The organism is Lactococcus lactis (assembly GCF_029023865.1).
Taxonomy (GTDB): domain Bacteria; phylum Bacillota; class Bacilli; order Lactobacillales; family Streptococcaceae; genus Lactococcus; species Lactococcus lactis.
Genome location: NZ_CP118969.1, coordinates 1365779 through 1389294, shown reverse-complemented (window position 1 = coordinate 1389294; position 23516 = coordinate 1365779). Strand labels below are relative to the sequence as shown.

Below are 23516 nucleotides of genomic sequence, written 5' to 3'. Positions count from 1 at the left end.
AGACGCTAACGGTCAAGTTTCGACTTGGCCGTTTTTTCATGCTTACTTTTTAAAGAAAGGATTTTTTATGTCACACACAAAACGCAAAAACCATGCACCGTGGTTGATTGCAGGGAGTGCCCTAGCACTCATGACCTTAGGAGGCGTGCTCAGCCTCCAAGCAAGCACCCAAACAAAGCCCAAGCCATCCGCAGAGCCTTCCATGGCACAGGCGGCCGAGAGTCTCGCTACCCTTGCCCAAAAGACCGCTTATGTCAAGGCAGCGAGTGATGAGAAAGCTTTGGCGGCCACACGAAAGCTCACTAAGGGTGGGAAAATTAAAGGTGGCGCGCTCACACTCACCCCAAAAGCCACGACGGCTAAAGGGATTACGGAAAACACCCAACAAGCCATGAAGGCTGAAGGTCAGGCCTTTAGTTCAAAAGCGGGACAAGCAGAAGCGAACCGCTTGGACAGTCAAGCTCACTCTCTAGGAATTGACACCTTGACTAAATGGGCAATGAGCGCACAAGAGCTTGCGACCCTACAAAAAGGTCAGGCTTTTAGCGCCTATGTCACAAAACTCAAACAAGAAGCCAACTGGGAGAATTGGTCACCAGAGATGCAGGAACTCTTTGAAAGTGGGAATGCGCCGTTAGATGCGACCATTCACGTCACGGTCAAAAAAGGAGAGACCACTTCGAGCTCGTCTGCGGTTGAAAACCTCCAACAAATTTATTCGGGAGAACTGGTTAAATTTATCCCGCTTGCTGAAAGAGGAAAAATTTTCAATGCGGCAGGACTCAAAAAGTTCAGTCAAGCACCTTTCGTGGACGCAAGTGGCGATGCCACAATCTTCTTAAAAGCGAAAAGTATGCAGGGCAAAGCTTCCACGCAAGACCTCCTCACTCAAATCTTGAAAGCGAAGACCCTAGATGAGGCCATGCGTACCTCGCTTAAACAAGGATTGACAGCTAAAGAAAGCACACCAAACGAAGGCCTACTTTCTGATTTCTTGGGTGGCTTAGTAGCCCACGCGGATAGTACGAACTTTAGTGCCTCTGGGAGTGGTTGGGTGATTGGGAGCGATGGGAATTTCACCGCCACCAGTAATCAAGCGACGGATTATTTCATCAATGACCCTAGTGGCGACGGTGGTGGCTGGGTCTTAGCTCCCAATGGGCGCTATTATCCGTCCTACTGTATTGATATTGCGGACGGTGGCGCGACAGAATCATCCAGTTATGTCTTAAACACCGTCAATAACGGAAACAATGGGCTAACGGGCGGTGCCAATGCTGGCAATATCGCCAATCTCCTCCCGTCTGATCCGACGAGCTTGAATGATTTAATGGACTTGCTTTATGCCGCAACAGAGGTGGCTCTTGCAGGAAATAGTCAAGGGGTGGACGCAGGAACTGCTCAAAACCTGACGGCTAATGTTGCGGTTGTGGAGCAGGCATTAAATGCCGCTCACGGTACTTATGGCTCTTTTGCTCAAATGACAGACGGTCAAATCATGGCGCAAAGCACATGGGCAGGGACTTGGATTGGCGATAACTGGTCAAAGATCACAGCTCAAATGACAAGCGACCAAAAGAATGCGCAAGGTACGGCAGGACCAAGTGCGACGAGTAACGACCTGATGATTATCGGCATGGGAAGTGCGGACACAGGAATTAAAGCCCCTGACGCGTCAAGCCTGTCTGAAAAACTTCCCCTTAAAAGCTCGGACGGGAACGCAGAGCTCTACGTGGGAGACAATGGCAAACTCTGGGTCAAAGCCTTAAAACCAACGAATGGGACAGTAACTTTTCCCAAGATTGAAACCCAAGGCACGGCAGGCACTTCACTAGGCACCGCGCCTTTTTATATTGCAGATAAAGCCAATAACTCAGAAGGAGCTGGCCTTCAAACACGGCTCGCCCCCGTGGGACTCTTTAAAGCAGGTACCCCACAAAGCGGCGCAATTAACGTGTCCATTAAAATGCTTGCCATGGGGGAAAACAAAGGGCAAAAAACACAAAGTGGGAACTCTAACCCGACAGGCTTCTCCCAAGCAGGCGCGGTCTTAGAAGTGGAAAATGTCGCCACAGGCAAACGCCTCAAAGCGTCTGACGCGATTGATTCCAATGACCCAATTAAGGCAAGCAGCGGTACGTTAACGACTGGTAGTGATGGAAACTTGCAACTGGAGGTAGGCGCTGACGGGAAATATGGCCTCACCAATCTCCCCATTGCAGACGATAAGGGCAATTACGACACCTATCGCTATGTGGAAGTGAAAGCCCCGAAAGGCGAAGCACTGAGCGTCCCTGATGAAAAAGGAACCTTCAGTTTTGAAGCAAGCGATTCAGTTGATGCCACGTCCCACAACCTAGAAACGGCAGACACCCTTATTCAGGATAGCCCAATGGTTGAAACGGGTATTGCAAAGATTGACGCGGACACGACCTTCCAAGGCACGAATGGCAAACCTGATTTGTCTGGCGCTGAGCTAAGCTTGTATGTGAAAACATCTGATTCAGGAACTACCGTTATTAACGGAGTTTCTAAAGTCGGCACCTTTGTCCCCGTCAAACAAAGCCAAGGCATTGACCCCAATACGGGTAAAAGTGCGGCGGTGGTCTTGTCTGTGGACGCCCATTATGCGCCTAACGCCAACGGAAATATTGTGCTTGTGACGAATCAAGACGGGGTGGCTGGAAAAGTATCCCACCTTGCCCTGCCAAATAGCGATGATTTATACTGGTTTGAAACGAAAACACCGAAAGGCTTTGCGAATAACCCTGACGGCCTTTCGGAACACTTTGAAAGCAGTAATGCCATTGATGCCGCAAATAACAATCTGGAAGATAATCATGCAACGAGCGGCACAATTTCAGATAAACCCATGCTGGCGCTTCATTTAGATAAAAATTCCACCAATCCTGCCTTTGATACGGTGCTTGGAAAAGCCACTTATGAAGCCGTTGATGAAAAAGGCACACCGCTGACGCTTGACGAGGGACTGGACCCCAAAACAGGAACAGCCGCTAATATTTACGTAACGACAGGCACACTGGTTAAAAATGACCAGCAGCTCTTGGAGGTTGAGGCAACAAGTGACGGCAAAATTGACCTCCAAAACATTGATGGCACCAAGGTTTCAGGAAACCTCCATTTTGTGGAAGTAAACCCTGCCGATGGCCACGCAAAGAGTAACGTCAAAGTGGAGGAGACGATTAAGCCTGACACCTACAGTTCAGACGACACAAACTTTGAAGCAAGTGCCACAACAACCGATAAACCCATGGGGGAGCTTGCCTTAACCAAGATTGACGCCGATACCAAGTCAAGTACGACCCAAGGCGCAGCGCTCTTACAAGGTGCTACACTTGGCCTATACGCTGAAACGTCCACGAGTGGGACGACCATGATTGAGGGCGTAACTTATTCAGGAACGCTGGTGCCTGTCGCGCAAAGTGCAGGGGTTAATCCCAAGACAGGCGAAAGTGCTCCCGTGGTGCTCTCAAATGGGGGAACTTATGCCAAGGACGCAGACGGAAAGGTCGTCTTAGTGTCTGATTCCAAAGGTAACTTTGGCGAGGTTCAGAATCTGGACTTGTCGCAAAACCTGACCTACTACGGGATTGAACTCCAAGCGCCTTATGGCTACACCCGAAACACCAACGCCCACGTCTGGAACTTCTCCAAAGATTCTAAGGTGGATAGCACCACCAATAACTACGAAGATAGCGACAACCTCAAAGGGACGATTGCAGATCGCGTGGTTGATTTTGACTTCATGTTTGATAAAGTCGCAGGCGATAATGGGGCAACGGGTCTTAAAGGCTCAGGCTGGACGCTCACACCCGTCTCAGGCACAACGACCGCCGCAAATGCCATGAATACCCTTGGAAAATTTAATAATAGTGAGCAGACCAATCTGATTGGACGAGATACCATGATTTCGCCCGATACAGGCCTTGCGACTCCTGTCACGAAAGTCAGCCAGCTCTATCTGGGCGCGACGCAAACCTCGCATAACTTCACAGACCCCCAAGGAGCGTTAGAAACAGGCATGGTAGAGTACGACCATGTCCAAGCAGGAAAATATATCGCCAGTGAAACAACAGTGCCTGACGGCGAAACCAAAGCCCATGACATGGAAGTGGACATTTTACCTGACGGAACGACCAACGGTGCGCCTGATGACTATGAGTTCAAAGTCACAGACGAAACCACCCACCATGTCTTAACGGATCAGGACATTCCTGTGTCTTATGACCCGACCAAAGACGGACTGTTGCTCTTAGATGATAATAACCTCCTTGGTAAATTCAATCTCGGACAGATTAAGGATAATCCGATTGTGCCACCAACGCTTACCACAAATGCTTTTGATGAAGCGACAAATAAAGCAACGCTTGGGCTGGGTCAAGTCACGATTGGCGATAATGTTACTGCGACAAATGTCGCAAGTGCTAAAACGTTGACAGGGGTCTTGGTAGATCACTCTGGAAATCCCGTCAAAGATGGTGCAGGAAATGTGATTCAAAAAAGTGAAACCGTGTCACCAGATAATCAAGGCAATCTGAATACGACGCTCGCTCTCCCACCATTTGATGATGAAGACGCCCTAAATGCTAAGTTTACCGTGGAAGAAACATTGCTTGATGAAACGGGCAAAGTTTTGGTAGAAGATAAAAATTATCAGAATAACCCGACGGAAACCGTCACGGTAGGTAAAGTGCCGACTTTTAGCACACAGCTTTCAGATAACGTGCTTAAATTCGGAAACAATGTGCTTCAAGATAAAGTTTCAGGTAGTGGCTATGAACCTAACCAACAAGTCCAAATTAATGTGGACGGTATGATGGATCAGGCGACGGAAAAAGTGCTCCCTGCTACAGGAAGTAGTATTTTAACGGCGGACGAGGACGGGAAAATCTCAGGAGAGGTCGCAGTTAACGTGGCGATTTCTGACGTAGCTCTTGCAGACCACCATTTGACTGCCTATGAATCCGCCTTTTTAGTTATCAATGGTAAAGTAAGCACCAAGCCTGTCGCCAAAGCCGATAACCCGACAGATAAGAACGAGACAGGCACGGTAAGCAAAGTTCCTGACGGGGCAACTCAAGTGAGTACCGCAACGGTACAAGTGGGTCAGAACACGATTGAAGATAACTACCAAAGCACCAACGGCAGTTATGTATCAGGCACGCAAGTCTTGGCAAAAGCAGGCGAGTGGGACGTAACGAAAAACAAAGCCATTTCCGCAACGGGTGAAGCGACACTTACCGCAGACGATAATGGAAAGCTTGACGGGAAAATCCCCGTAACCTTTACGCTTGATAATTCTGAAATGGGCGATACCATTGTCACGACGGAAGCGGCCTATCTGGTTGTTAATGGTAAGCCAAGCACAACGCCTGTGGTCGTGAATGACAGCCATACCGATAAAAAGGAAATGGTTCAACTCCCTAATTTCCAACCGCATAAAGAGGATAATCTCATCGCAGGGACAGATAAAAATGGCAAGTTGTCCTTGACCAGTGTCTTAGAGGACTTGCAAGAACTGCAAGACGACCGTCAAAATATCTCAAATTTTGCCTTGACCAACCAGAACTGGGATTTAACAACTGATGAAACAGGACCTACCTATCAAGCAGAAGTGGCAACAACCGCTAAAAATCCAGCGGTGAATCAGTTTGAAAAAAATCGCAAAATGAATAACAATAATCGCAATGTCCTGCTCGGCCAAACTTACGACTTTCCTTTGATGTTGGATGTGCGCAATTTGAACCAATCAGCCCAAGAAACTGAAATTCAAATGACAGATGACTTGCCAACGCAATATCTGAACCTTTTACTGGGTCAAATCACCATCCGAAATAGTGAAGGTCAAGTCCTTTCTCCTAGCCTTTACATCGTGACGGCAGGAAAAGAAACGAAGGGCAAAACCCCGATTACCATTGCTTTCAAGGCCACAAAGGAAATCAAAGATGCGAACGGTCAAACCGTTAAAATTGTGGACACCACTAAAATCCCGCTTGGCGAGCGCTATTTCATTGACTTACCCGTCTCGGTCAAAGACAGCACCCCAAATGGGACGAAAATTGTCAATACGGCCAATGAAACGGTGTTTGATACATCAGGTCATCAAGTCACGAAAGCGACCGAAACTCGTCAAAATCAAGTAGTCACGCCAAGCGGCAGTACAAAAGTCGAGAAAAATACCCTGAAACCTGTGAAAGACGCGACCTATGTGGACGACTGGACAAGTGATAAAGACCGTCCGCTCACTGTTGGACAAACTTATACGGTTAAAGTCCCAGGCTTTATCTGGGATAAGACAACCAACCAAGAAGTGAAAGCAACAGGTAGCGTGACTTTTGTGGCAACTGCACCCGTCATGACCGTTAAAATTCCTGTCCAGCTAGATGCAAGTTCGCTTTCTGGGCATGATTTAGTCACGATGGAAGACTTATTCATGAAAGACGACACAACGAAAAAGGACATCAAAGTCGCTGAGTTTCGGGATAAAAATGCCACGTCTGAAACGGTTCATGTCGAAAAAACAAGCGTTCCGCAAACACCTCAAAGTCCACAATCCCCGCAGCCGCCAAAGACTCCGTTACAAGTCATCACGAGTGTCTTACCTAAAACAGGCGATAAAGGTGGCGGACTCTTAGCCGCTTTGGGTGCTCTTGTTCTTCTAAGTGTAGCCGTATTGAAACGCAAAGCGCTGGTTAGCTTGAAGCGCAAGCTCCGCCGTAAATTGAAAAAATGAAAGGAGAAATTTTAATCGTGAATTATCACAAACGCGAGGGCAATCGGGAAAAGAACACAAAGACTTTTTCGAACCAAGAAGAATTTGATTATGCGACTAATTTTGAGGACGGCTAGTCCTCATTTATAAAAGCACACACCGTTTAAGGTAGTTTCGACTGCCTTTTTTAATTTTAAAGGAGAAATAAAATGTCAGAAGTACAGAAAATTATTACCGCGATTGGAGCCATTATCACAGTAGTGGGGCTCATCTCAATCTTGATTAACTTTAACACCATGCGAAAGGGCTTGTCCTATGACCGCCCTGAAGAAGTCGATAAAGGCGTCTCAGGTATGTTAATGGGCGGCATTATCGCAGGAGGAGCCGCAGCGATTGCGGCAGCCGCTGTGGCTGCCCTTTCCCTCATTCAATTTTAAGGAGACATCATGAATGTTACAACCGATACGGTCAAGCAGATATTTAAGAACCTGCATGACTATAATCCCGTTGTGAGTGGTGTGATTGATAAAGTCACAAAAGTCTTGATTCCCATTTCTCTTGCTCTCTTGGCGATCCTGTTCATGGTCGAGTGGTTGGAGTTTAGAAAGCAACTCATCAAAGAGGGCGGAACGCCCACCATGGAGTTGCTTGCGAACCTGGCCATAAGATATCTCATGGCCTACGCTTTGATTATGCTTTCGCCCTATATTGTGGATGCGCTCATTTGGCTGGGCATTCAGATTTCCGAATGGATTAATTCGGTCATGCCCTCTCAAAATCTCAAAACCACCATTCCAACCATCAAAGGCTCGATTGCATGGTATGAGAAGCCCTTTCTTTATGTCTTGATGGCGATTGCCCAAGTGGTCGATTGGTTAGGCTCATGGATTACGAGTATTATTGTTTATCTGCGTGCCTTAACCCTCTTCTTTTATAAAGGTCTAGCGCCTCTTATGGTCGTCTTCTTTATGAATGATGAATTGAGAAGTATCTCGCTGGGTTTTCTCAAACAGCTAGGGGCGCTTGTGATTCAAGGGAGCTTGCTGATTCTCATTATCGGGATTTATCCCGCGATTGTGAGCAGTGATTTCTTGACCGTTAGTGCAAGTGGCGACTTTTTAAGTAATGTCGGGGCATTCTTTACCGTCATCGGAAAAGCCGTTATTTTCATCTTACTCATTATCGGCTCGCAACGCTTGGCTAATAAATTGATGGGGGTACTTGGCTAATGGCACAATCAGAATTTTATAAAGACTTATCGAAAATCGAAAAGAAATATCATGGGGTTTCACTCAAAAAAATCAAGATTGGGTTTCAATTCTTTGGGATTACGCTTGTCGCCCTTGCGGAATCGTTCTTGGTTCCTGATTGGGCTTTTTATTTGGTGACACTCCCCACGGCACTTCTTTTGGGAACTATTCCAGCGTTGGATTATATGGAAAAATGGAAAAAAGTAAGACGAAAGCTCGAACTCTTTTTTGTTTATGAAGACAATTTTTACACCACAGGTCAGATCAGGAGGTATGAGGCCAATGAATTTATTGAAAAAAGCACCATTCGCGAAACAGGAGACTTCCTCCTTAGCGAAGCGACGAACCGCACGTTCTAAGAAAAAAGCCAATCCAAACAGCATGCACCGTATCAAATACACCAGTCAATTTGAAAATGGACTCATGCACATTGTGGGACAAGAAAGCTCAAAGATGTATCGCTTGGGCGAATTAAATTATGAAATCTCTGATGGCGGGACGCAAGATAATACCGTGATTTCTTATGTGGAAGCTCTCAATACGCTCAATCAAAACTCTCGCTATCAGCTCTATATTACGAACCGCAGGGTCAAGGCAAGCAGCTTAGAACACGTTTTGCAGGACTATCAAGGCGATGAAAATGACAGTTTACGTTTAGAGATGAATACGGTCATTCAAAGCCAACAAAAAACAGACCCGAAGAATTTTACAGCGACAAAATATGCGATTTTTACCACCAAGGCAAGAACGCTTGCCATCGCCAACCACGAACTGGATAAATTAAACACCAATTTCATCAATCGCTTTGACGCAAAAGACGTGAAGCTCACAAGTCAGCCACTGACGGGAATTGATCGCTTAGAGGTCATGAATGACCTGTTGAGACCCAATCATCCTTTTACCGCCAGCTATCAAGACATCGCCCTCTCAAACCTCCCCAGCAAGGCTTTTATTGTCCCAAGCCATTTGAAATTCCCCAATGGCGCAGATTTCTTTCGGGTAGGTAAACGCTACGCCCGTGTCTTCTACGTCCGCGAATTTCCAAAATACTTAGAGGACAAGCTGATTAAAGAGCTTTGTGGAGCAGGCATGGAGTTAGACATTAGCCTGCATGCGCAAACCTACGATATGGTCAAAGCGAGAAAAGACATTAACACCAAAAAGACCCTCAACCGTTCCGAGATTCGCAAACAACAACGGAAAAACTTCAAACGCGGGTTCTCAGATGATGACATTTCTGGTGAAGAAAGTGAGATTCAGTATGCGGCTGAGGGACAGTTGAATGCCTTCAAAGAAGAAGGTCAAAAGCTCTTTTCAGGCATTTTTGCGGTCTATCAGGCAGCGGACACCAAAGAAGAACTGGATAAAAACACGGAAACCATTCTAGGAATTGGGCAGACTTATGATGTGGAATTTGAAGCGGTGGAGCAGTATAACGAAGAAGCCTTGAATACCATTCTTCCGATTGGTAAACCTTATCTGGATGTGGAGATGAACTACATGCGGGATATGACTTCTTTGAATGTGGCGACACAAATTCCGTGGTCAAATATCAATCTCCTAAGTCGTGATGGCCTTTTCTATGGACGTAACCAACTGACCCATAACATGATTAGTGTCAACCGCCTCAAAGATTTGATTACGCCAAGTGGTCTCTATCTTGGTTCATCAGGTTCAGGAAAAGGCATGACGGTCAAATGGGAAATGCTCAATGTCTTGTTAAAATGGCGCAAGCACCGTTTGATTATTGTGGACCCTGAAAGTGAATACCTCAAAATTGCCAAGCGTTTCGGCGCAGAGATTTTGGATATTTCTACAGGCACCCCGCACCACTTAAATATCCTAGATTTGGTGGATAAGAACCTTTTAAAAGATGAAGACCGTAATGTGGACTTGATTAAAGAGAAAACCAATCTCCTGTGTAGTCTGTTTGACAGCCTCTTAAAATCCTTTAGTGATGCGGAAGAAACCATGGTCGATCGCGTGACGCGTTTGACCTATGACCGCTATCAAGAGCCAACGCTGGTCGAGTGGCATAAAGTCCTTTTGGAACAACCCGAGGAATTGGCTCAGCACTTTGCGACAAAAATTGAACGCTTTACGATTGGCTCACAGGATATTTTTGCGCATAAAACCAATATTGACTTGAACGCCCGCTTTGTCGTCTTTAATATCAAGCAACTAGACCCACGACTCAAACCGTTTGCCATGAAAGTTATTTTAGACCAGATTTGGAAACAGGTCGTTTCAGGTCAAGGCAAAGTCACGACGCACTTGTACTTTGATGAATTGCAGCTGATGTTTAATGACGAGGCCACCGCGCAATGGTTCTCAGGCCTTTGGTCGCGTGTCCGTAAATATGGTACGGTCACAAATGGCATTACGCAAAAGATTGGGACGCTCTTAAACTCCGAAGCAGGGCGCGCCATGATTACCAACAGTGAGTTTATTGTCTTGCTCCGCCAAAAGATTGATGACATCAATCGCTTGCGGGAGGTCATGACCTTAAGTCCACAACTGGTTAAATATGTCCAAGAAACCGCGCCGCAAGGAACAGGTTTGATTTATGCGGGCGGCACGATTGTACCCTTTGAAAATCCGATTCCAAAAGATACGGCGCTCTTTGAATTGATGAACACAGACGCGAATGCCGCCTAGGTGGGAGGAATAATGGACGAGAAACAAAAGCACCAGCTAAAAAAATCCATTCAAGTCAAACAGCGAGCGAATGAACTCCTTAAAGAAACGGTCAAGCAAAAACCCCGTCAAATGCGTCTTACGGCCTCAAAAAATGTTCATCTTGCACGGAAGATGTTGCGCCTCAAACGTAAAAGCGCTCAAAAGCTGACGTTGAAGGAAAACCAGAGTGTGGTCGCGCTCCACTCTCAAAAGGGAAATGAAATCTCGCAGGCCGCCCAAGAAGAAGTGAGTGAAGCCAAGCGAGAGCTTGCGGCAAGAAAACTCTTACTCAAAAAAATGCAAAAGCAAGACCCGTCTTATCTCCCGACGCAGCTTAAACTCAATGGTCAAGCAGCGGTGAAAGAAAATCTCATGAGCTCACCTGCGAGTGTCTTAGAAAGTGATGAGACGGTTTCTGATGGGGTGGAAAAAGTCCAAAAGACCATGCGGCAGGTTAGCCTTACAAAGCAGCACATCGAGTTAACCAAATCTGGGGGACGTGTCGCCTTGGGACTGACTAAACGGACGTATGGGCTGACGAATCGAACGTTCAATTGGGTTCAAGGCAAAGGCTTTACCCGAACACCTGATGACTTAAAACTCCATAAGCAGCTAAAGCGCCGCTATCAACGCTTTATCCAACAAAAGAAATTGAGAAAAGAAGCCAAACAAGCAAAGGAATCAACGTCCCTTGTGATGAACCTGCTTCGCGGGAAGATTTCGCCTAAAGAAGCCCTCAAAGGCTTAGCGCACAATCCTGTCGTCTGGCTGGCAAGTCTGATTTTGTTTCTGGTTCTGATGATTGTAGCGGCAGCCGCAGATGTTCCCAATCCCTCAATCAAGCAAAACGACTTTGAACTCACGGACGCATGGGTGGAGATGACAAAACTAGATGCCGACCATTCCAAAGACGGCAATCAGTTTTACACGAATTTTGATGGCGTGATGTTTTATATGAATGAGAAGTTTGACGATTATGAGGTCAATGGGGTGCTGTCTAATGGACAACCCGCAAAAACCTACCTTTCAGATTTATGGACAGCCCTTAATGGGAAAGCACCGAATTATGAAGTAACGACAATGGACGACTTAGAGAAAAAGGGGACTTATGCGCTCAGTTCAGACGATAACTCCACCATGAATGAAATGATTCGAGAAATGGGTTATCAGGTGCTTGACGGTCAACTGGCTTTTCCTTATGCGACAGATAATCTCATCATCAATCGGCGCTTTGGCTATGAGGGCGCTGACCTCCACCAAAGCATTGAGGTCACAACTTCTGAAAATCAACCGATTGTCGCGCCACTCTCAGGTAAAGTAACGGTCAATTCCAACCAGCAAGTCACGATTGAAAATACCAACCAAGAAGAAAAAGTCAGCCTCCAAAAGATAGATACGAGCCGACTCACCAATGGTCAAAATATCACTTCTAGCGCTTTGATTGGAAAAAGTTTAGCCAGTACCCTTGAAATTACCCTTCAAAAATACGATGACGAAACGAAAAGTTGGAAGCGGGTCAATCCTGCTTTTTATTTTCCAAAAGTCACTTATACGCAAATGACACAGCTTGCGGCGAATGATTACAACCCTGACAGTAGTCAGTTAGCCTCTGCCCAAGCCATTTACAATTATGCCATGGCACACGGTAGAACTTTGAACGGAATTTGTGCGGTGCTTGGAAATTATCAAGTAGAGGGAAATCTTGACCCGACGGCGGTTGAAACCATTTACGACGAACCTTTTAAAATGGGACCGAAAAAACAGGCAGCACAAGCGGCAGGTTTTGCGATTGAAAAGATGGATGCGGCTTATGCTGCTAGATACCCCGCCATTAAAGAGGCAGGCATTGGCTTAGGGCAGTGGACGAACGAACGCGACATTGCGCTCCAAGCCTTTGCCAAAGCCCAAAAGAAACCGTGGTATGACGGCAGCTTACAAATCCAGTTTGCGACCACAGGGGATTCGCCCGGTGCGATTACTGCTTTGAATAATACCCTGCAAGGAAAAGTAGGTAAAGACTTGCCCACCCTAACCAATTATTTCTTGACCTATTGGGAGGGAAATCCTGGGGATAAAATTTCAGAACGTATCCAAGCCGCTCAAAATTGGCAGGCCTACTTCACACGTGCGTCAAGTGGGAGCTCAGGAAAGTCGGACGTGTCTGTTCCACCAGAATATGCAGGTAAACTGACTGAACCAGCCCCAAATGAACAGGATGTAACGGGCTATCCAGGCAATAATTATGCCCTCAATAACTGTACATGGTATGTCTATAACCGAGAATACCAGTTAGGAAATCACATTCCAGCAAATCTTGGCAATGGTGGTCAATGGGGAATTAGCGCTAAAGCAGCGGGTTATGCGACGTCTTCCACGCCAAAAGTAGGCGATATGGCCTCCTTTAGTCCAGGGACAGATGGGAGTTCGTCCATTTATGGGCACGTTGCTTTTGTGGAGGTCGTCAATCCAGACGGAAGCTTTCTCGTGAGTGAGATGAATGTGGTTGACCCTGGCTCTGGCAAGATTAGCTATCGCGTGATTTCATCAAACGCTGGGATTACATTTATTGACCCCACAAAATAAGGAAATAGAGGTAAAAATTGATTAACGAACAAAAATTACAACTGGTCAAACGGCTAGGCATTGCTGCAGCGGTGGTCTTGCTTTTGTTAACAGGTTTATTGGTGGGGCTGCGACTCGGAAAACCTGCCAAAGTGTCTCAAAAGCAGGTTCCCGCGAAGGTTATTTCCACATCTAGCCTTTCAACGAACAATGTCACGCATTTTCTGACTGAATACTACACGAAAAAAGAATTATCGGAAAATCGGAATCGTTATAAAAATCTGATGACTGATGAAATGTACCGTGAGGCCGTCGCGACAGAAAATCAGCCTGTCAATCAGGCTTATAAAGGCTATATTATCAATCAGGTCTATCAAAAAGCCACGATTTACCTAGATGAAACAGATTTGACGGCGCTTTGTGTGGTGCATTACACCAATACCCAGCGCTCCAGTCTTCAATCAAGCGTCGGCGAATTGAAAGACCAAGAAAACACGGATACGATTCTATTGAGTTACACCAAACAAGGAAAAAAGCTCCTTGTCAATAATATTCAAAATGTAGCTTTTTCAGAACCCTTAGACGCAGAAAATCAAAACGCCTATCCAGAAAGTACGACTGCTAGTTCCTCCTCCAATACGCTAGGCACTAAGCCGAATGACAAGGTAGAAATTACAGGAAGTGGTGTGACATCATCAAGTGCAACAGAAAAAGGAGGAAATCAGTAATGGTAAGACAAACCAAACTTAGTGATTTAGAAAATCGGCGACTTCGCCAAGAAAAAGAACTGGCAGACTTAGAACAAAAGCAAAAAGACCTTGAAGAAAGAATAACACGTAAAAAAGAAGAATTAGAAGCGACTAACTCCAATGTCATCGCGGAAATCTTGGTTTCTCATCAGTTGACCATGTCGGAGTTCTTAAAACAAATGCCGCAAATGGTAGAACAAGCCAAAAGTCCAAGCAAACGGGAAAAACCGCTGCTTCCAGTAGCACATCCAGAGGAGGAAAGTCATGAATCCATTTAAAAAGACTGCTTTTCGCTATGAGATGACGGAGTGTATCAATTTTAGAGTAACAGAGGTGTCAGATGCTTATGAACTCATCAACTGGGTGATTGCGGAAAATCTGCGCTTGCAGGAATTAAAAGTGAATGGCTCAGTCACTTTGACAAAATACAAAACCACAGCAAAAAGCGAGCAGGAAATTTATTCCGCCGCTCTTCAACTTCCTGTTTTGATTGCGGAGGAAGAGGACTATGACGACTGGTTAGAATTTTTCTATGCCGCACAACCCGTTAAAGAAAAAGACCGCTTAGAAAAAGAAAAAAGTTTTCCTAAAGTGATGACCTTTGACCGTCCTAAAGCAGGTGAACAAGAAGTTCCTGATGTCAAGGATTATGCGCCAGCGCCTGATTTATCCGTCATGGATGAAGAGACAGAAGAAAGCGAAGATGAAGAAAATGAACGGCTTTCCCTGCAGGTCAAGTCGCAAAAAGCTGAAATTGAGGCTTTGAAGCAACAACTCAAACAAGCTGAAAGTAAAAAAGAACCAGAAGATGAGCCAGCAATTGTTGAGTCTCCAAAGTCTGCCCCACTCCCCAAAATTTTATCTGCTTCAAAAAAGTCACTCAATACAGAGGTAGAGGAACTGTTACCAATACTGGATAGAGAACCTCTTCCTGAGTCCGTCTTAAAGTCTCTGGGCTTGCTAGACAAGACCGAGATTACCAAACAAGTTGAGGAGAGTTTTCAAGTTCTCTACCAGCAAGAACTGGAAAAAGAGAGAGCCAAAATTGAAGCGACCAAGGCGGCTGAACTAAAAATTGTCAAACAAGAATTTGACGAGAAAGAGCGGGCGGCTAAGCTAGAAGCTCAAAAAAACCGTCTTACCACAGAGCAAGAGCTGAAAGAAAAATATGAACTTCTGATTTTTGAGGAAAGTCAAAAACGCTTAGAGGAACAGCGTGAAAAAGCGCAAGCCTTATCTGAACAAGTGCTTTCCACATTGCTTAGGGTCATCGGATTAGAGGGGAAGACTTGAAAGATAAAAGTGACAATTCCGCTTTTATACGAAAATGTGGTATAATAGAGGATAAGGAGGGAAAGACCATGTTAAGTGATAAAGTCATGCAAGTTTTTGAACAATACAATGGCACTTTGCCTGTCAAAGTGGCACAAGCGCACGGCATTGATAAAGATACGCTTAGAAAAGCATTTGACCGTGGGGATATTGAACGTCCTCGGCGTGGTGTTTATGTCTTACCTGATGCCTTAGAAGATGAGTATTTTAGCTTGCAATCTATTTATACCAAGGGGATTTTTTCAAGCCTCTCTGCTTTTGAATTGCAAAATTTGAGTACCGTCCTATCCTCTTACTTCTACATCACTTTCCCTCAAGGCTACAATAAAAATTTCAATCAGACAGACATTCTGGCAAAAATTGCGCCAAAAGACGAGTATCTGTTGGGTGTTGAAACGGTTAGGACGCCAGAGGGGAATCCTGTGAAAACCTATAATAAAGAGCGTATTATCGTAGATATTTTAAGAAAAACAACTCCTCCAACTTATGAGGAAAAAGAGGCTTTGTATGATTACTTTAGTGCTCCTGAAGATTTGGAAAGGCTCTATGATTATGCAAAATTCTTCGGAATTGAAAATCAGGTCAAACAAATGGAGGTAAGGTATGCTTAGCCAACAAAAAATGAATAACCTCATTAAGCAAAAAGCGACAGAAACCAAAGCTCCGTTAAAGAACGTTTCTAAGCTGTTTGGATTAGAGCAACTTCTTAAAAAGATTAGTGCCTCAGATTACCGAGACAAATTCATTCTAAAAGGGGGATATTTACTAACCGCAACTTATGGCTTGGAACATCGGAGCACCAAAGATTTAGACGCGACCATTCAAAATCTAGCATGGACAAGAGAACAAGCGGAAAAATTCGTGGCAACTCTTGAAAGTCCTGATGAATTGGGACATCACTATTTTGAGAGGATTTCGATTAGACCCACACGTCAGGATATGGATGGCTTTAGCGGATTTAATATTAGAATCAACTTTATCAATGGCAAATCTCGCTATCCACTTGATCTGGATTTAACATCAGGCGAGATTTTATTGCCCCCTAATAAAGACACCTTGGTTCCTTTGATGTTTGAGGAAGGGGCGATTATCCTGAATACCTATTCTTTTGAGCAGATCTTGACCGATAAAATTCAAGCGACGATTTCTTTTGGTAAGGGGGAAAAAGCTGAGGGTTATGATGATACAAATTCGAGAGCCAAAGACCTCTATGATATTTATTTCTTGACCAAGCTGAACCCAAAGATTGATTATCCAACCATTCTTGCGGCGCTCCAAAAAACACTAAAACAAAGAAGTCGGGAGATTAAGCCAGAGGAATACTTGAAAATTCTCGACTTCTTAGAGCAGTCAGATTTGCAGCAATATCATTGGCGGCGTTATCAAGAGGAGCATGATTTTGCAAAAGCTATTTCCTTTTCAGAGGTTATGGCCTCAGTCAAAGCCTTTACTTCCAAACTTTTGGAAGTTCAACCTCATAAAAAGAAATTTTATGAGCGTCTTGAAAAAGCGGAAGAGGCACAAGATAATGCAGTCAAAAATTCCAAGGTTCAAAATGGAGAAAGTGAAAAAACACAAAAGGGGGTAAAAAATGGCCTTTGATGAAGAACGTCCTTATCAGGTTGAAAAGACCGAATATAGCAGCCGTTATAAGTTAGACCTTTGGGAAACAGCTTTTGGCCTTCAAAAAACAGATGGTTTAGAGCCGTCGGAGTACATGGTGCAACAAGCCCAAGCCCACATTGACGGGAAAGCCAGCTATCAGGAAGTTGAGCAAAATGTCAAAAGTTATTATGCGGAGAACCAAACAGAAGATGACAAACGCTATGAAGAAGCTGATATTTCGTCTCTTCGGATTTCCCAGATTTTAGCAGAAGAAGGTTTTAGCCTAAGTCCCGTGACTTTACTCAACTATCACAAACGCCTATTTCAAGGCATTGAGAGCTTCCGCTACCCTGTCGGACGTTATCGAACAGAAAACATTACCAAAACAGAGCCTGTCTTGAATGGCAAAAGTGTTGAATATGCCAGTGCTGCTATGATTGCGGATAATCTTGCTTACGATTTTGAAATGGAGAAAAATCGGGATTATTCTACGATGACAAGACACGAGATTGCGGATCAAGTGATGAAATTTGTTTCTGGGATTTGGCAAACGCACCCTTTTCGTGAGGGGAATACCAGAACGTCTGCCGTCTTTTTAATCAAGTATTTGCGCCACATGGGCTTTGAAGTGAATAATGAACCGTTCAAGAAAAATTCTAAGTTCTTCAGAGATGCCCTTGTCCTAGCCAATGCGGCTACAACTTCTCGCTATCGCACGGATCAATACCTCAAATGGTTCACAGATAACTTATTGTTTGGCGGTATGCATGAGCTTGTTGATTGCTCCTTTCAAAAGTTAGTTTGATTTTCAAAAACAATTCGGAATTTAAGGATAAAAATTTAAGGATAAAATAGATTATGGAATTTAAGTCGCTACAGGTTAAAAACTTCAGAAGTTTTGAAGATATAAGCATTGACCTATCAAATAAGAATGTATTTTTCGGGCTTAATGATGTCGGAAAAACAAATCTTCTGACAGCTTTACGATTTGTTTTTGATAGAGATATTCGTAGAAATGATTTTATGGACTCAGACTATTTTGAGAAGAAAACGGAAATACCAATTGAAATTTTGGTTACCGTTGATATTAGTGATAACAATGAGGACAGCTCTAAACTGCGTGCGAGGCTTAGAGGGGCAATTTTATCAGGGCAAGACTTAATATACATACGATTAATTTCGAAATATGATAACTCTGAAATGGTTGGAGTTGCTGAATTATTTTGGGGTGGAGATAAAGAAAATCTTCAGGAAATCAAACCTAGAGGGACCCGTTTTGATATTGATGACGTATTTAATGTCTTTTATATAGATTCTTATGTTGATATGGATGTTCTTTTTAAACGGAATATCAAGAAGTTTATCCAAAGTGATACAGAGGACGACAAGGTTATCAATGATTCTATAAAATCTATTGTTAGTGAACTGAACGAAAAGATTTCAAGCCTTTCAGGAGTTTCGGATTTTGAGTCGAGGATAACTCCTGCATACCAAAAATTCAATGATGAAAACATCTCAATTTCAATTAAATCTGAAATTGCAGTGAAGGGACTCTATTCTAATATTGTCCCTTACATGAAGAAAAAAGGCGATGATAACATTTATCCAACGGCAGGGGAGGGTAGAAAAAAGCTGGTTGTGTACTCTTTATTTACACTTTTAGCGGAGCAAGAAGCAGATAAAAGAATAAATTTATTTCTAGTAGAGGAGCCTGAAAACAATCTTCATAAATCTTTGCAGATAGAGCTTTCTCAGATTCTATTTGGTAATTCAGAGAGCTATCCATATTTATTTGTTTCTACCCATTCTCCTTATATTTTGTATGAAATGAACAAAGTCACTTTGGTGCGAATTTTTGCTGAGAGGAGAGTGACAAGTAAGAGCGCTTTTTATAATGTACCTTCTGACTTTCAAGATAATAAGAAAATGCTTAACCGCTTGCTTGCGGAGGCAATTTTTGCGAATAAGGTTTTGTTAGTAGAAGGACCGTCTGAGCAGCTTTTATTTGATAAAGTTCTTTCAGTGATTAAACCATATTATGAAGTTAACGGAATGTATATTCTTTCAGTTAATGGCATAGGATTCAAGAACTACCAACCTATTTTGAAAGATTTAGGAATTCATTACGTTATTAAAACGGATAATGATATTCAATGGCGGGAAAATAAAGGGTGCTATGCTCTGGGATTTTCCAGAATCAATGGGGTGACTAATGGAACACTTGTGACAGACTGGCCAATGAGAGATTTTCATGAAAGTAAGGAGGAATTTACAAAAAATTCTATCGGATATCGAAAACAGCTTTATGAACTTGAACAGAATCTTCCAACACTGAATCGGATAAGAGAATACTATCATGTTTATTTATCAAAAGTTGATTTAGAAAATGACCTAGATGAAGTTCTCCACGATAATCTTGTTGAATATTTTGAGGTAAAAGATCCAGTTACTTATCTTCAAGCAGCTAAAAATAATCACATGGTTGAGCTTATTGAGAAATTAACTGATGAAGATTGTAGAGAAGTATATGAACATTATAATTTTGCTTGTCTAAAGGATTTGGTAGAATGGAATTAACAGATACTCAGAAAAAAATTGTTGACACAGCAGGCAACTTGATTGTTAGAGCAAGTGCAGGCACTGGGAAAACGCATACAATGGTCGCAAAAATTGCGAAAGAAATAGACGAGAATAAGGATCATCGTGTTATTGCAGCAATCACTTTTACAATTAAAGCCGCGCGAGAAATAAAAGAAAGACTATCTGTAGATATTACAGGATATTTTATTGGTACTAATAATAGTTTTGCAATCGAAGAAGTTATCAAACCGTTTATGAAAGATGCCTACGGTGTACAATTTGATTGTGAGATGACGACTGACTATAGTCTAAAATTTGATAATTACGAAGAAGGGTTGAATTTCATTTCTGAAAACTGCACTTTAGGAAGCTATGAGGATAATAATAAGAATTTTATTTTCGAACTAGCTCTAAAAATACTTAGAAAGTCAGAAGTAGCACGACTGTACCTGCAAGCTAAATATTTCAAAATTTATGTTGACGAATATCAGGATTGTGATACAGCAATGAATGAATTTTTTATGTATTTGACAGATTCATTGACCATTGACTTATTTATTGTTGGTGATGACAAGCAATCCTTATATACATGGAGAGGTGCTAATCCTGAAGCATTCAAGAGTATTATTGGCAAAAGAAATTTCGAAAAATTTTTTATGGTTGATAACTTCCGTTCAAATAAACAGATTCAAAACTACTCAAATCTGCTTTTTGAAGAGACTTCCAGTCTCTATGATCAACAAACCAGCATAGAGAATATTATTTTGTTAAATTGTACGGAACAAGATTGGATTGAAAAAATCAAATGTTTTTGGGATGCAGACAAATCTTCTGCTTTGTTGAGATTTTCTAATTCAAATGCGAAAAGTGCTGCTGATATTTTGTGTGCGAATGATATGGATTTCAAATTTATTCCCAAAGCTCCAATTGAAGATATTTCAAATGATGCAGGATGGCTCTATTATGCAATAGCACAATATTTACTAGTTGATACCTATTCGGTTTTTGATTTTATCTATGATATCCCTTCAGGGACGGAGGAAGACTCGAAGATTAAAAGCAAGTTGGAGAGATTCCTACAGGGGTTAAAGACAAACGTTGTTGATGAAAATCAATTTAAGGAAAAAGTTTCAGAGCTTGCTACATTTCTAGGATATGAAGCTCAGCCTAAAGATTTATCAGCTCTTTATGAAACTATTTCTACAGACAGATATATTGAAGCGTTCAAATCAGATAACATCAACCATAGGGCGATGACATTTCATTCTTCAAAAGGGTTGCAATTTGATCAAGTTATCCTGTTTGTTGAGGATTATAATTTGCGAGATGAGGTAAGTTTCTATAACCATTATGTGGCAACTACAAGGGCAAAAAGCAAACTAATTTTTATTAGTATCAAAGAAAACTATGGAACAAGGCTGTTCTATCAAAATATTGCTAAAAGGTTAGGAGCAAGTGGATTGACATTGGATAAATTGGTTACTATCTATTAGCAGAGAAATCGAATTAATTCTTTGTTAGGACCTTTTTAAATTTTACTGTACGTGAAATCATAGAAATTAGACTAATGAGAAAAAATCTTAGGACTTTGGCTTGATATTTTGAAAGATTCAAAAGAGCATTGAAAAAATAATTAATCAGGAAATCAATCTTAAAAGAGGTTGATTTTTTTTGTAGAAAAGGAGGAACATGGATCAAGAACAAGTCATTGACAAATTTGTCGTCAATGGAACCAATACGCTACGCACCCTTCTCAAAATCCTAGAGAATTTGTCCAGTGATGGCCTTCATACGTGGCTAGAGCGACAAGACACCCCGACGACGGGACAAAATAAACTGCATCGTTTGCTGAATGCGACAGACCCTGTAACCTCACAATTTCTACGGCAAGAGGTGGATTTGAAAAAAGTCAAACATTATTTTGAAGAACAAGGTCTCCCGTTTGCATTTAAGAAAGTCGAGCAGGGCACGAATATCTTTTTCAAAGTGAAAGACGAAGCCTTAGCTAAAAAGGCTTTAGAGGGAATTTTGTCAGAATTGACAACCCGCCCTGCCGAGGTCGCAAGTCAACTAGTTAAAAACCCAAATGTACAAACTTTTGAAGAAAAACTTGAAGCGGGCAAAGCCCAAGAAATTGAGCGGCTCTCCCGTGTGGCGAGACGACAGTCCAAAGCTTCGGAAGTCGCACCCAAGATGGGAGGGCTAAGATGAGTGATATGACACGCCCCTATCAAAAGAATTTGAAGCACTACCTGATTTTATCGGGAGTGCTTTTTATTTTGGGCTTTTGGTCAGGAAATTTTTTGACAGGTTTACCAGGGCAAACGCTGGGAGACCAGTTCAATAGCCTCTTTGATCATGGCTTATTAGAACTCTTAACAGAGCAAAACTTACAATTTCTTTATGTGCCGACTTTGGTCGGCTTTTTATTTGCCCTCATTGGCGGTTTTTCGGGACTGATTGCTTATGTCCGTAATAATGACCACGGCGTTTACCGTAATAATGAAGAACATGGTTCAGCACGGCTTGCGCGTCCAGAAGAAATCAGCCATTTTGCGGACTTAAGACCTGAGAATAATATTATCTACACACAAAAAGCACGTATGGGGCTGATTAACCAAGCGATTGATTATCGCTACCAAAAAAATAAAAATATCGTGGTGTTGGGCGGCCCTGGCTCAGGGAAAACCTATACCTTTGTCAAGCCCAATCTTATGCAACTGCTGGGGAGCTATATCGTAACTGACCCGAAAGGCCTACTGATCCGAGAATGTGGCAAGATGCTAGTGGAAAATGGCTACCAAGTTAAAATCTTTGATTTAGTCACTTTCTTGAACAGCGACCGTTTTAATATTTTCCATTATTTAGAAGATGAAATGGACGTGGATCGAATCTTTGGGGCGATTTCAGAGGCCACGAAAAAAGGGGATAATCAAAGCGAAGACTTTTGGCAACGTGCCGAGGGCTTACTTGCCCGTGCCATGATTACCTTTTTGTGGATTGATGGTCAAGATAACGATTATACGCCAGACCTTGGCATGGTCTCAGAACTTTTTCGTCATATTGAGCGCAAAGAAGCAAAAGTTCCAAGTGTGGTGGAGGAGTGGATGGAAGAACAAAACGCTCGCCACCCGAATAATTATGCCTATAAGCAATGGACACTCTTTAATGACCTTTTCAAAGCAGAAACACGGTCAAGCGCTCTAGCGATTGCGGCGACCCGCTTTTCTGTCTTTGACCATGAGAAAGTCGTCAATCTGATTGCGGAAGACACGATGGATATTGATTCATGGAATGAAGAAAAGACGGCAGTCTTTTTGGCTATTCCAGAAACAGACGACAGCTATAACTTCATTGCGGCTATGTTCTTATCAACCGTCATGGAGCGCTTGCGTAAAAAGGCAGATGAAGTCATGCAGGGAATCAGAACCCTACCAGAGGGTAAATCGCTATTGCATGTGCGCTTCATCTTAGATGAGTTTGCGAACATTGGGCGGATACCAAATATTGATAAAGCTTTGGCAACCTTTAGAAGTCGAGAAATGTCGATTGTGATTATCTTACAAGCCTTAGCACAGCTCAAAGCCATGTATAAAAATGGGTGGGAAACCTTGCTCAATAGTTGTGACAGCCTGCTCTTTTTGGGTGGAGATGAGAAAGAAACTACAGCCTATCTCTCCCAACGTGCAGGGAAGCAGACCATTTCCATTCGCAATCGAACGCAAAATCATGGACGAGGTGGTGGCTCAACGAGTTATCAAAAGCAAGCGCGTGATCTCTTTACACCTGATGAAATTGGACGCTTGAATAACAATTCGGCTTTGCTTTTCATCTCAGGACAGTATGTCTTTAAGGACAAAAAATACACGGTGGGTGACCACCCGAATGCCGCATTGTTGGCTCAAAATCCCCAAGACCCAAATTGGTATTACTATAAACGCTATATGGACGAGGAGGAAGAATTTTTGGATCAGGCCACACAAATCATTGACCATGGAGTTATTACCCACGAGGAGGCCGCCTAAG

General features: G+C 43.1%; 16 protein-coding genes. All 16 read left to right on the top strand.

Annotated features, from left to right (window positions below):
- The first annotated feature begins 67 nt into the window (after positions 1 to 67).
- The 16 genes from PYW37_RS06885 to PYW37_RS06810 all read left to right on the top strand — a co-directional run bounded on the left by PYW37_RS06885 (position 68) and on the right by PYW37_RS06810 (position 23515).
- Positions 68 to 6754: an LPXTG cell wall anchor domain-containing protein gene (locus PYW37_RS06885; RefSeq protein ID WP_044009664.1), complete on the top strand. Its 6687-nt coding sequence runs from the start codon at positions 68 to 70 to the stop codon at positions 6752 to 6754.
- A gap of 188 nt (positions 6755 to 6942) precedes the next feature.
- Positions 6943 to 7170, top strand: coding sequence for a hypothetical protein (locus PYW37_RS06880; RefSeq protein WP_044009665.1), 228 nt, complete (start codon positions 6943 to 6945; stop codon positions 7168 to 7170).
- Between the two features lie 9 nt (positions 7171 to 7179).
- Complete coding sequence (locus PYW37_RS06875) at positions 7180 to 7962, top strand: hypothetical protein (RefSeq protein WP_025016802.1); 783 nt, start codon at positions 7180 to 7182, stop codon at positions 7960 to 7962.
- Positions 7962 to 8342 carry a hypothetical protein gene (locus PYW37_RS06870; RefSeq protein WP_044009666.1) on the top strand — a complete coding sequence of 127 codons (381 nt, stop codon included), beginning with the start codon at positions 7962 to 7964 and terminating at the stop codon, positions 8340 to 8342. The genes PYW37_RS06875 and PYW37_RS06870 overlap by 1 nt, the downstream gene beginning before the upstream one ends.
- A complete protein-coding gene (locus PYW37_RS06865) occupies positions 8266 to 10641 on the top strand; it encodes a VirB4-like conjugal transfer ATPase, CD1110 family (RefSeq protein ID WP_025016801.1) in 2376 nt (791 codons plus the stop codon). The genes PYW37_RS06870 and PYW37_RS06865 overlap by 77 nt, the downstream gene beginning before the upstream one ends.
- Positions 10642 to 11358: 717 nt before the next feature.
- Entirely contained in the window at positions 11359 to 13245 is a 1887-nt protein-coding gene (locus PYW37_RS06860; protein ID WP_160321462.1) for a phage tail tip lysozyme, read from the top strand.
- A gap of 17 nt (positions 13246 to 13262) precedes the next feature.
- Positions 13263 to 13952, top strand: coding sequence for a hypothetical protein (locus PYW37_RS06855; protein WP_025016799.1), 690 nt, complete (start codon positions 13263 to 13265; stop codon positions 13950 to 13952).
- A complete protein-coding gene (locus tag PYW37_RS06850) occupies positions 13952 to 14251 on the top strand; it encodes a hypothetical protein (protein WP_025016798.1) in 300 nt (99 codons plus the stop codon). The genes PYW37_RS06855 and PYW37_RS06850 overlap by 1 nt, the downstream gene beginning before the upstream one ends.
- On the top strand, positions 14238 to 15266 hold the full coding sequence (locus PYW37_RS06845; RefSeq protein ID WP_025016797.1) for a hypothetical protein: 1029 nt from the start codon (positions 14238 to 14240) through the stop codon (positions 15264 to 15266). The genes PYW37_RS06850 and PYW37_RS06845 overlap by 14 nt, the downstream gene beginning before the upstream one ends.
- Positions 15267 to 15334: 68 nt before the next feature.
- A complete protein-coding gene (locus PYW37_RS06840; RefSeq protein ID WP_025016796.1) occupies positions 15335 to 15916 on the top strand; it encodes a type IV toxin-antitoxin system AbiEi family antitoxin domain-containing protein in 582 nt (193 codons plus the stop codon).
- The gene (locus tag PYW37_RS06835) at positions 15909 to 16907 is read left to right on the top strand and encodes a nucleotidyl transferase AbiEii/AbiGii toxin family protein (protein ID WP_025016795.1); all 999 of its coding nucleotides are present in this window, start codon (positions 15909 to 15911) and stop codon (positions 16905 to 16907) included. Before PYW37_RS06840 ends, PYW37_RS06835 begins: the two co-directional genes overlap by 8 nt.
- The gene (locus PYW37_RS06830) at positions 16897 to 17715 is read left to right on the top strand and encodes a Fic family protein (RefSeq protein ID WP_025016794.1); all 819 of its coding nucleotides are present in this window, start codon (positions 16897 to 16899) and stop codon (positions 17713 to 17715) included. Before PYW37_RS06835 ends, PYW37_RS06830 begins: the two co-directional genes overlap by 11 nt.
- A gap of 53 nt (positions 17716 to 17768) precedes the next feature.
- Positions 17769 to 19487 (top strand): ATP-dependent nuclease, encoded by a 1719-nt coding sequence (locus tag PYW37_RS06825; protein ID WP_025016793.1) that lies wholly within the window; start codon positions 17769 to 17771, stop codon positions 19485 to 19487.
- The gene (locus PYW37_RS06820) at positions 19478 to 20983 is read left to right on the top strand and encodes a UvrD-helicase domain-containing protein (protein ID WP_025016792.1); all 1506 of its coding nucleotides are present in this window, start codon (positions 19478 to 19480) and stop codon (positions 20981 to 20983) included. The genes PYW37_RS06825 and PYW37_RS06820 overlap by 10 nt, the downstream gene beginning before the upstream one ends.
- Positions 20984 to 21179: 196 nt before the next feature.
- Complete coding sequence (locus PYW37_RS06815; protein WP_025016791.1) at positions 21180 to 21701, top strand: DUF3801 domain-containing protein; 522 nt, start codon at positions 21180 to 21182, stop codon at positions 21699 to 21701.
- 5 nt (positions 21702 to 21706) lie between these two features.
- Positions 21707 to 23515, top strand: a complete 1809-nt coding sequence (locus tag PYW37_RS06810) for a VirD4-like conjugal transfer protein, CD1115 family (RefSeq protein WP_025016790.1) — start codon at positions 21707 to 21709, stop codon at positions 23513 to 23515.
- Position 23516: the final 1 nt, after the last annotated feature.

Bases quoted from the DNA above. Each gene is read 5' to 3' on its own strand.
- PYW37_RS06885 (WP_044009664.1), top strand. From the start codon at position 68: ATGTCACACACAAAACGCAAAAACCATGCACCGTGGTTGATTGCAGGG.
- PYW37_RS06880 (WP_044009665.1), top strand. From the start codon at position 6,943: ATGTCAGAAGTACAGAAAATTATTACCGCGATTGGAGCCATTATCACA.
- PYW37_RS06875 (WP_025016802.1), top strand. From the start codon at position 7,180: ATGAATGTTACAACCGATACGGTCAAGCAGATATTTAAGAACCTGCAT.
- PYW37_RS06870 (WP_044009666.1), top strand. From the start codon at position 7,962: ATGGCACAATCAGAATTTTATAAAGACTTATCGAAAATCGAAAAGAAA.
- PYW37_RS06865 (WP_025016801.1), top strand. From the start codon at position 8,266: ATGAATTTATTGAAAAAAGCACCATTCGCGAAACAGGAGACTTCCTCC.
- PYW37_RS06860 (WP_160321462.1), top strand. From the start codon at position 11,359: ATGAACCTGCTTCGCGGGAAGATTTCGCCTAAAGAAGCCCTCAAAGGC.
- PYW37_RS06850 (WP_025016798.1), top strand. From the start codon at position 13,952: ATGGTAAGACAAACCAAACTTAGTGATTTAGAAAATCGGCGACTTCGC.
- PYW37_RS06845 (WP_025016797.1), top strand. From the start codon at position 14,238: ATGAATCCATTTAAAAAGACTGCTTTTCGCTATGAGATGACGGAGTGT.
- PYW37_RS06840 (WP_025016796.1), top strand. From the start codon at position 15,335: ATGTTAAGTGATAAAGTCATGCAAGTTTTTGAACAATACAATGGCACT.
- PYW37_RS06835 (WP_025016795.1), top strand. From the start codon at position 15,909: ATGCTTAGCCAACAAAAAATGAATAACCTCATTAAGCAAAAAGCGACA.
- PYW37_RS06830 (WP_025016794.1), top strand. From the start codon at position 16,897: ATGGCCTTTGATGAAGAACGTCCTTATCAGGTTGAAAAGACCGAATAT.
- PYW37_RS06825 (WP_025016793.1), top strand. From the start codon at position 17,769: ATGGAATTTAAGTCGCTACAGGTTAAAAACTTCAGAAGTTTTGAAGAT.
- PYW37_RS06820 (WP_025016792.1), top strand. From the start codon at position 19,478: ATGGAATTAACAGATACTCAGAAAAAAATTGTTGACACAGCAGGCAAC.
- PYW37_RS06815 (WP_025016791.1), top strand. From the start codon at position 21,180: ATGGATCAAGAACAAGTCATTGACAAATTTGTCGTCAATGGAACCAAT.
- PYW37_RS06810 (WP_025016790.1), top strand. From the start codon at position 21,707: ATGACACGCCCCTATCAAAAGAATTTGAAGCACTACCTGATTTTATCG.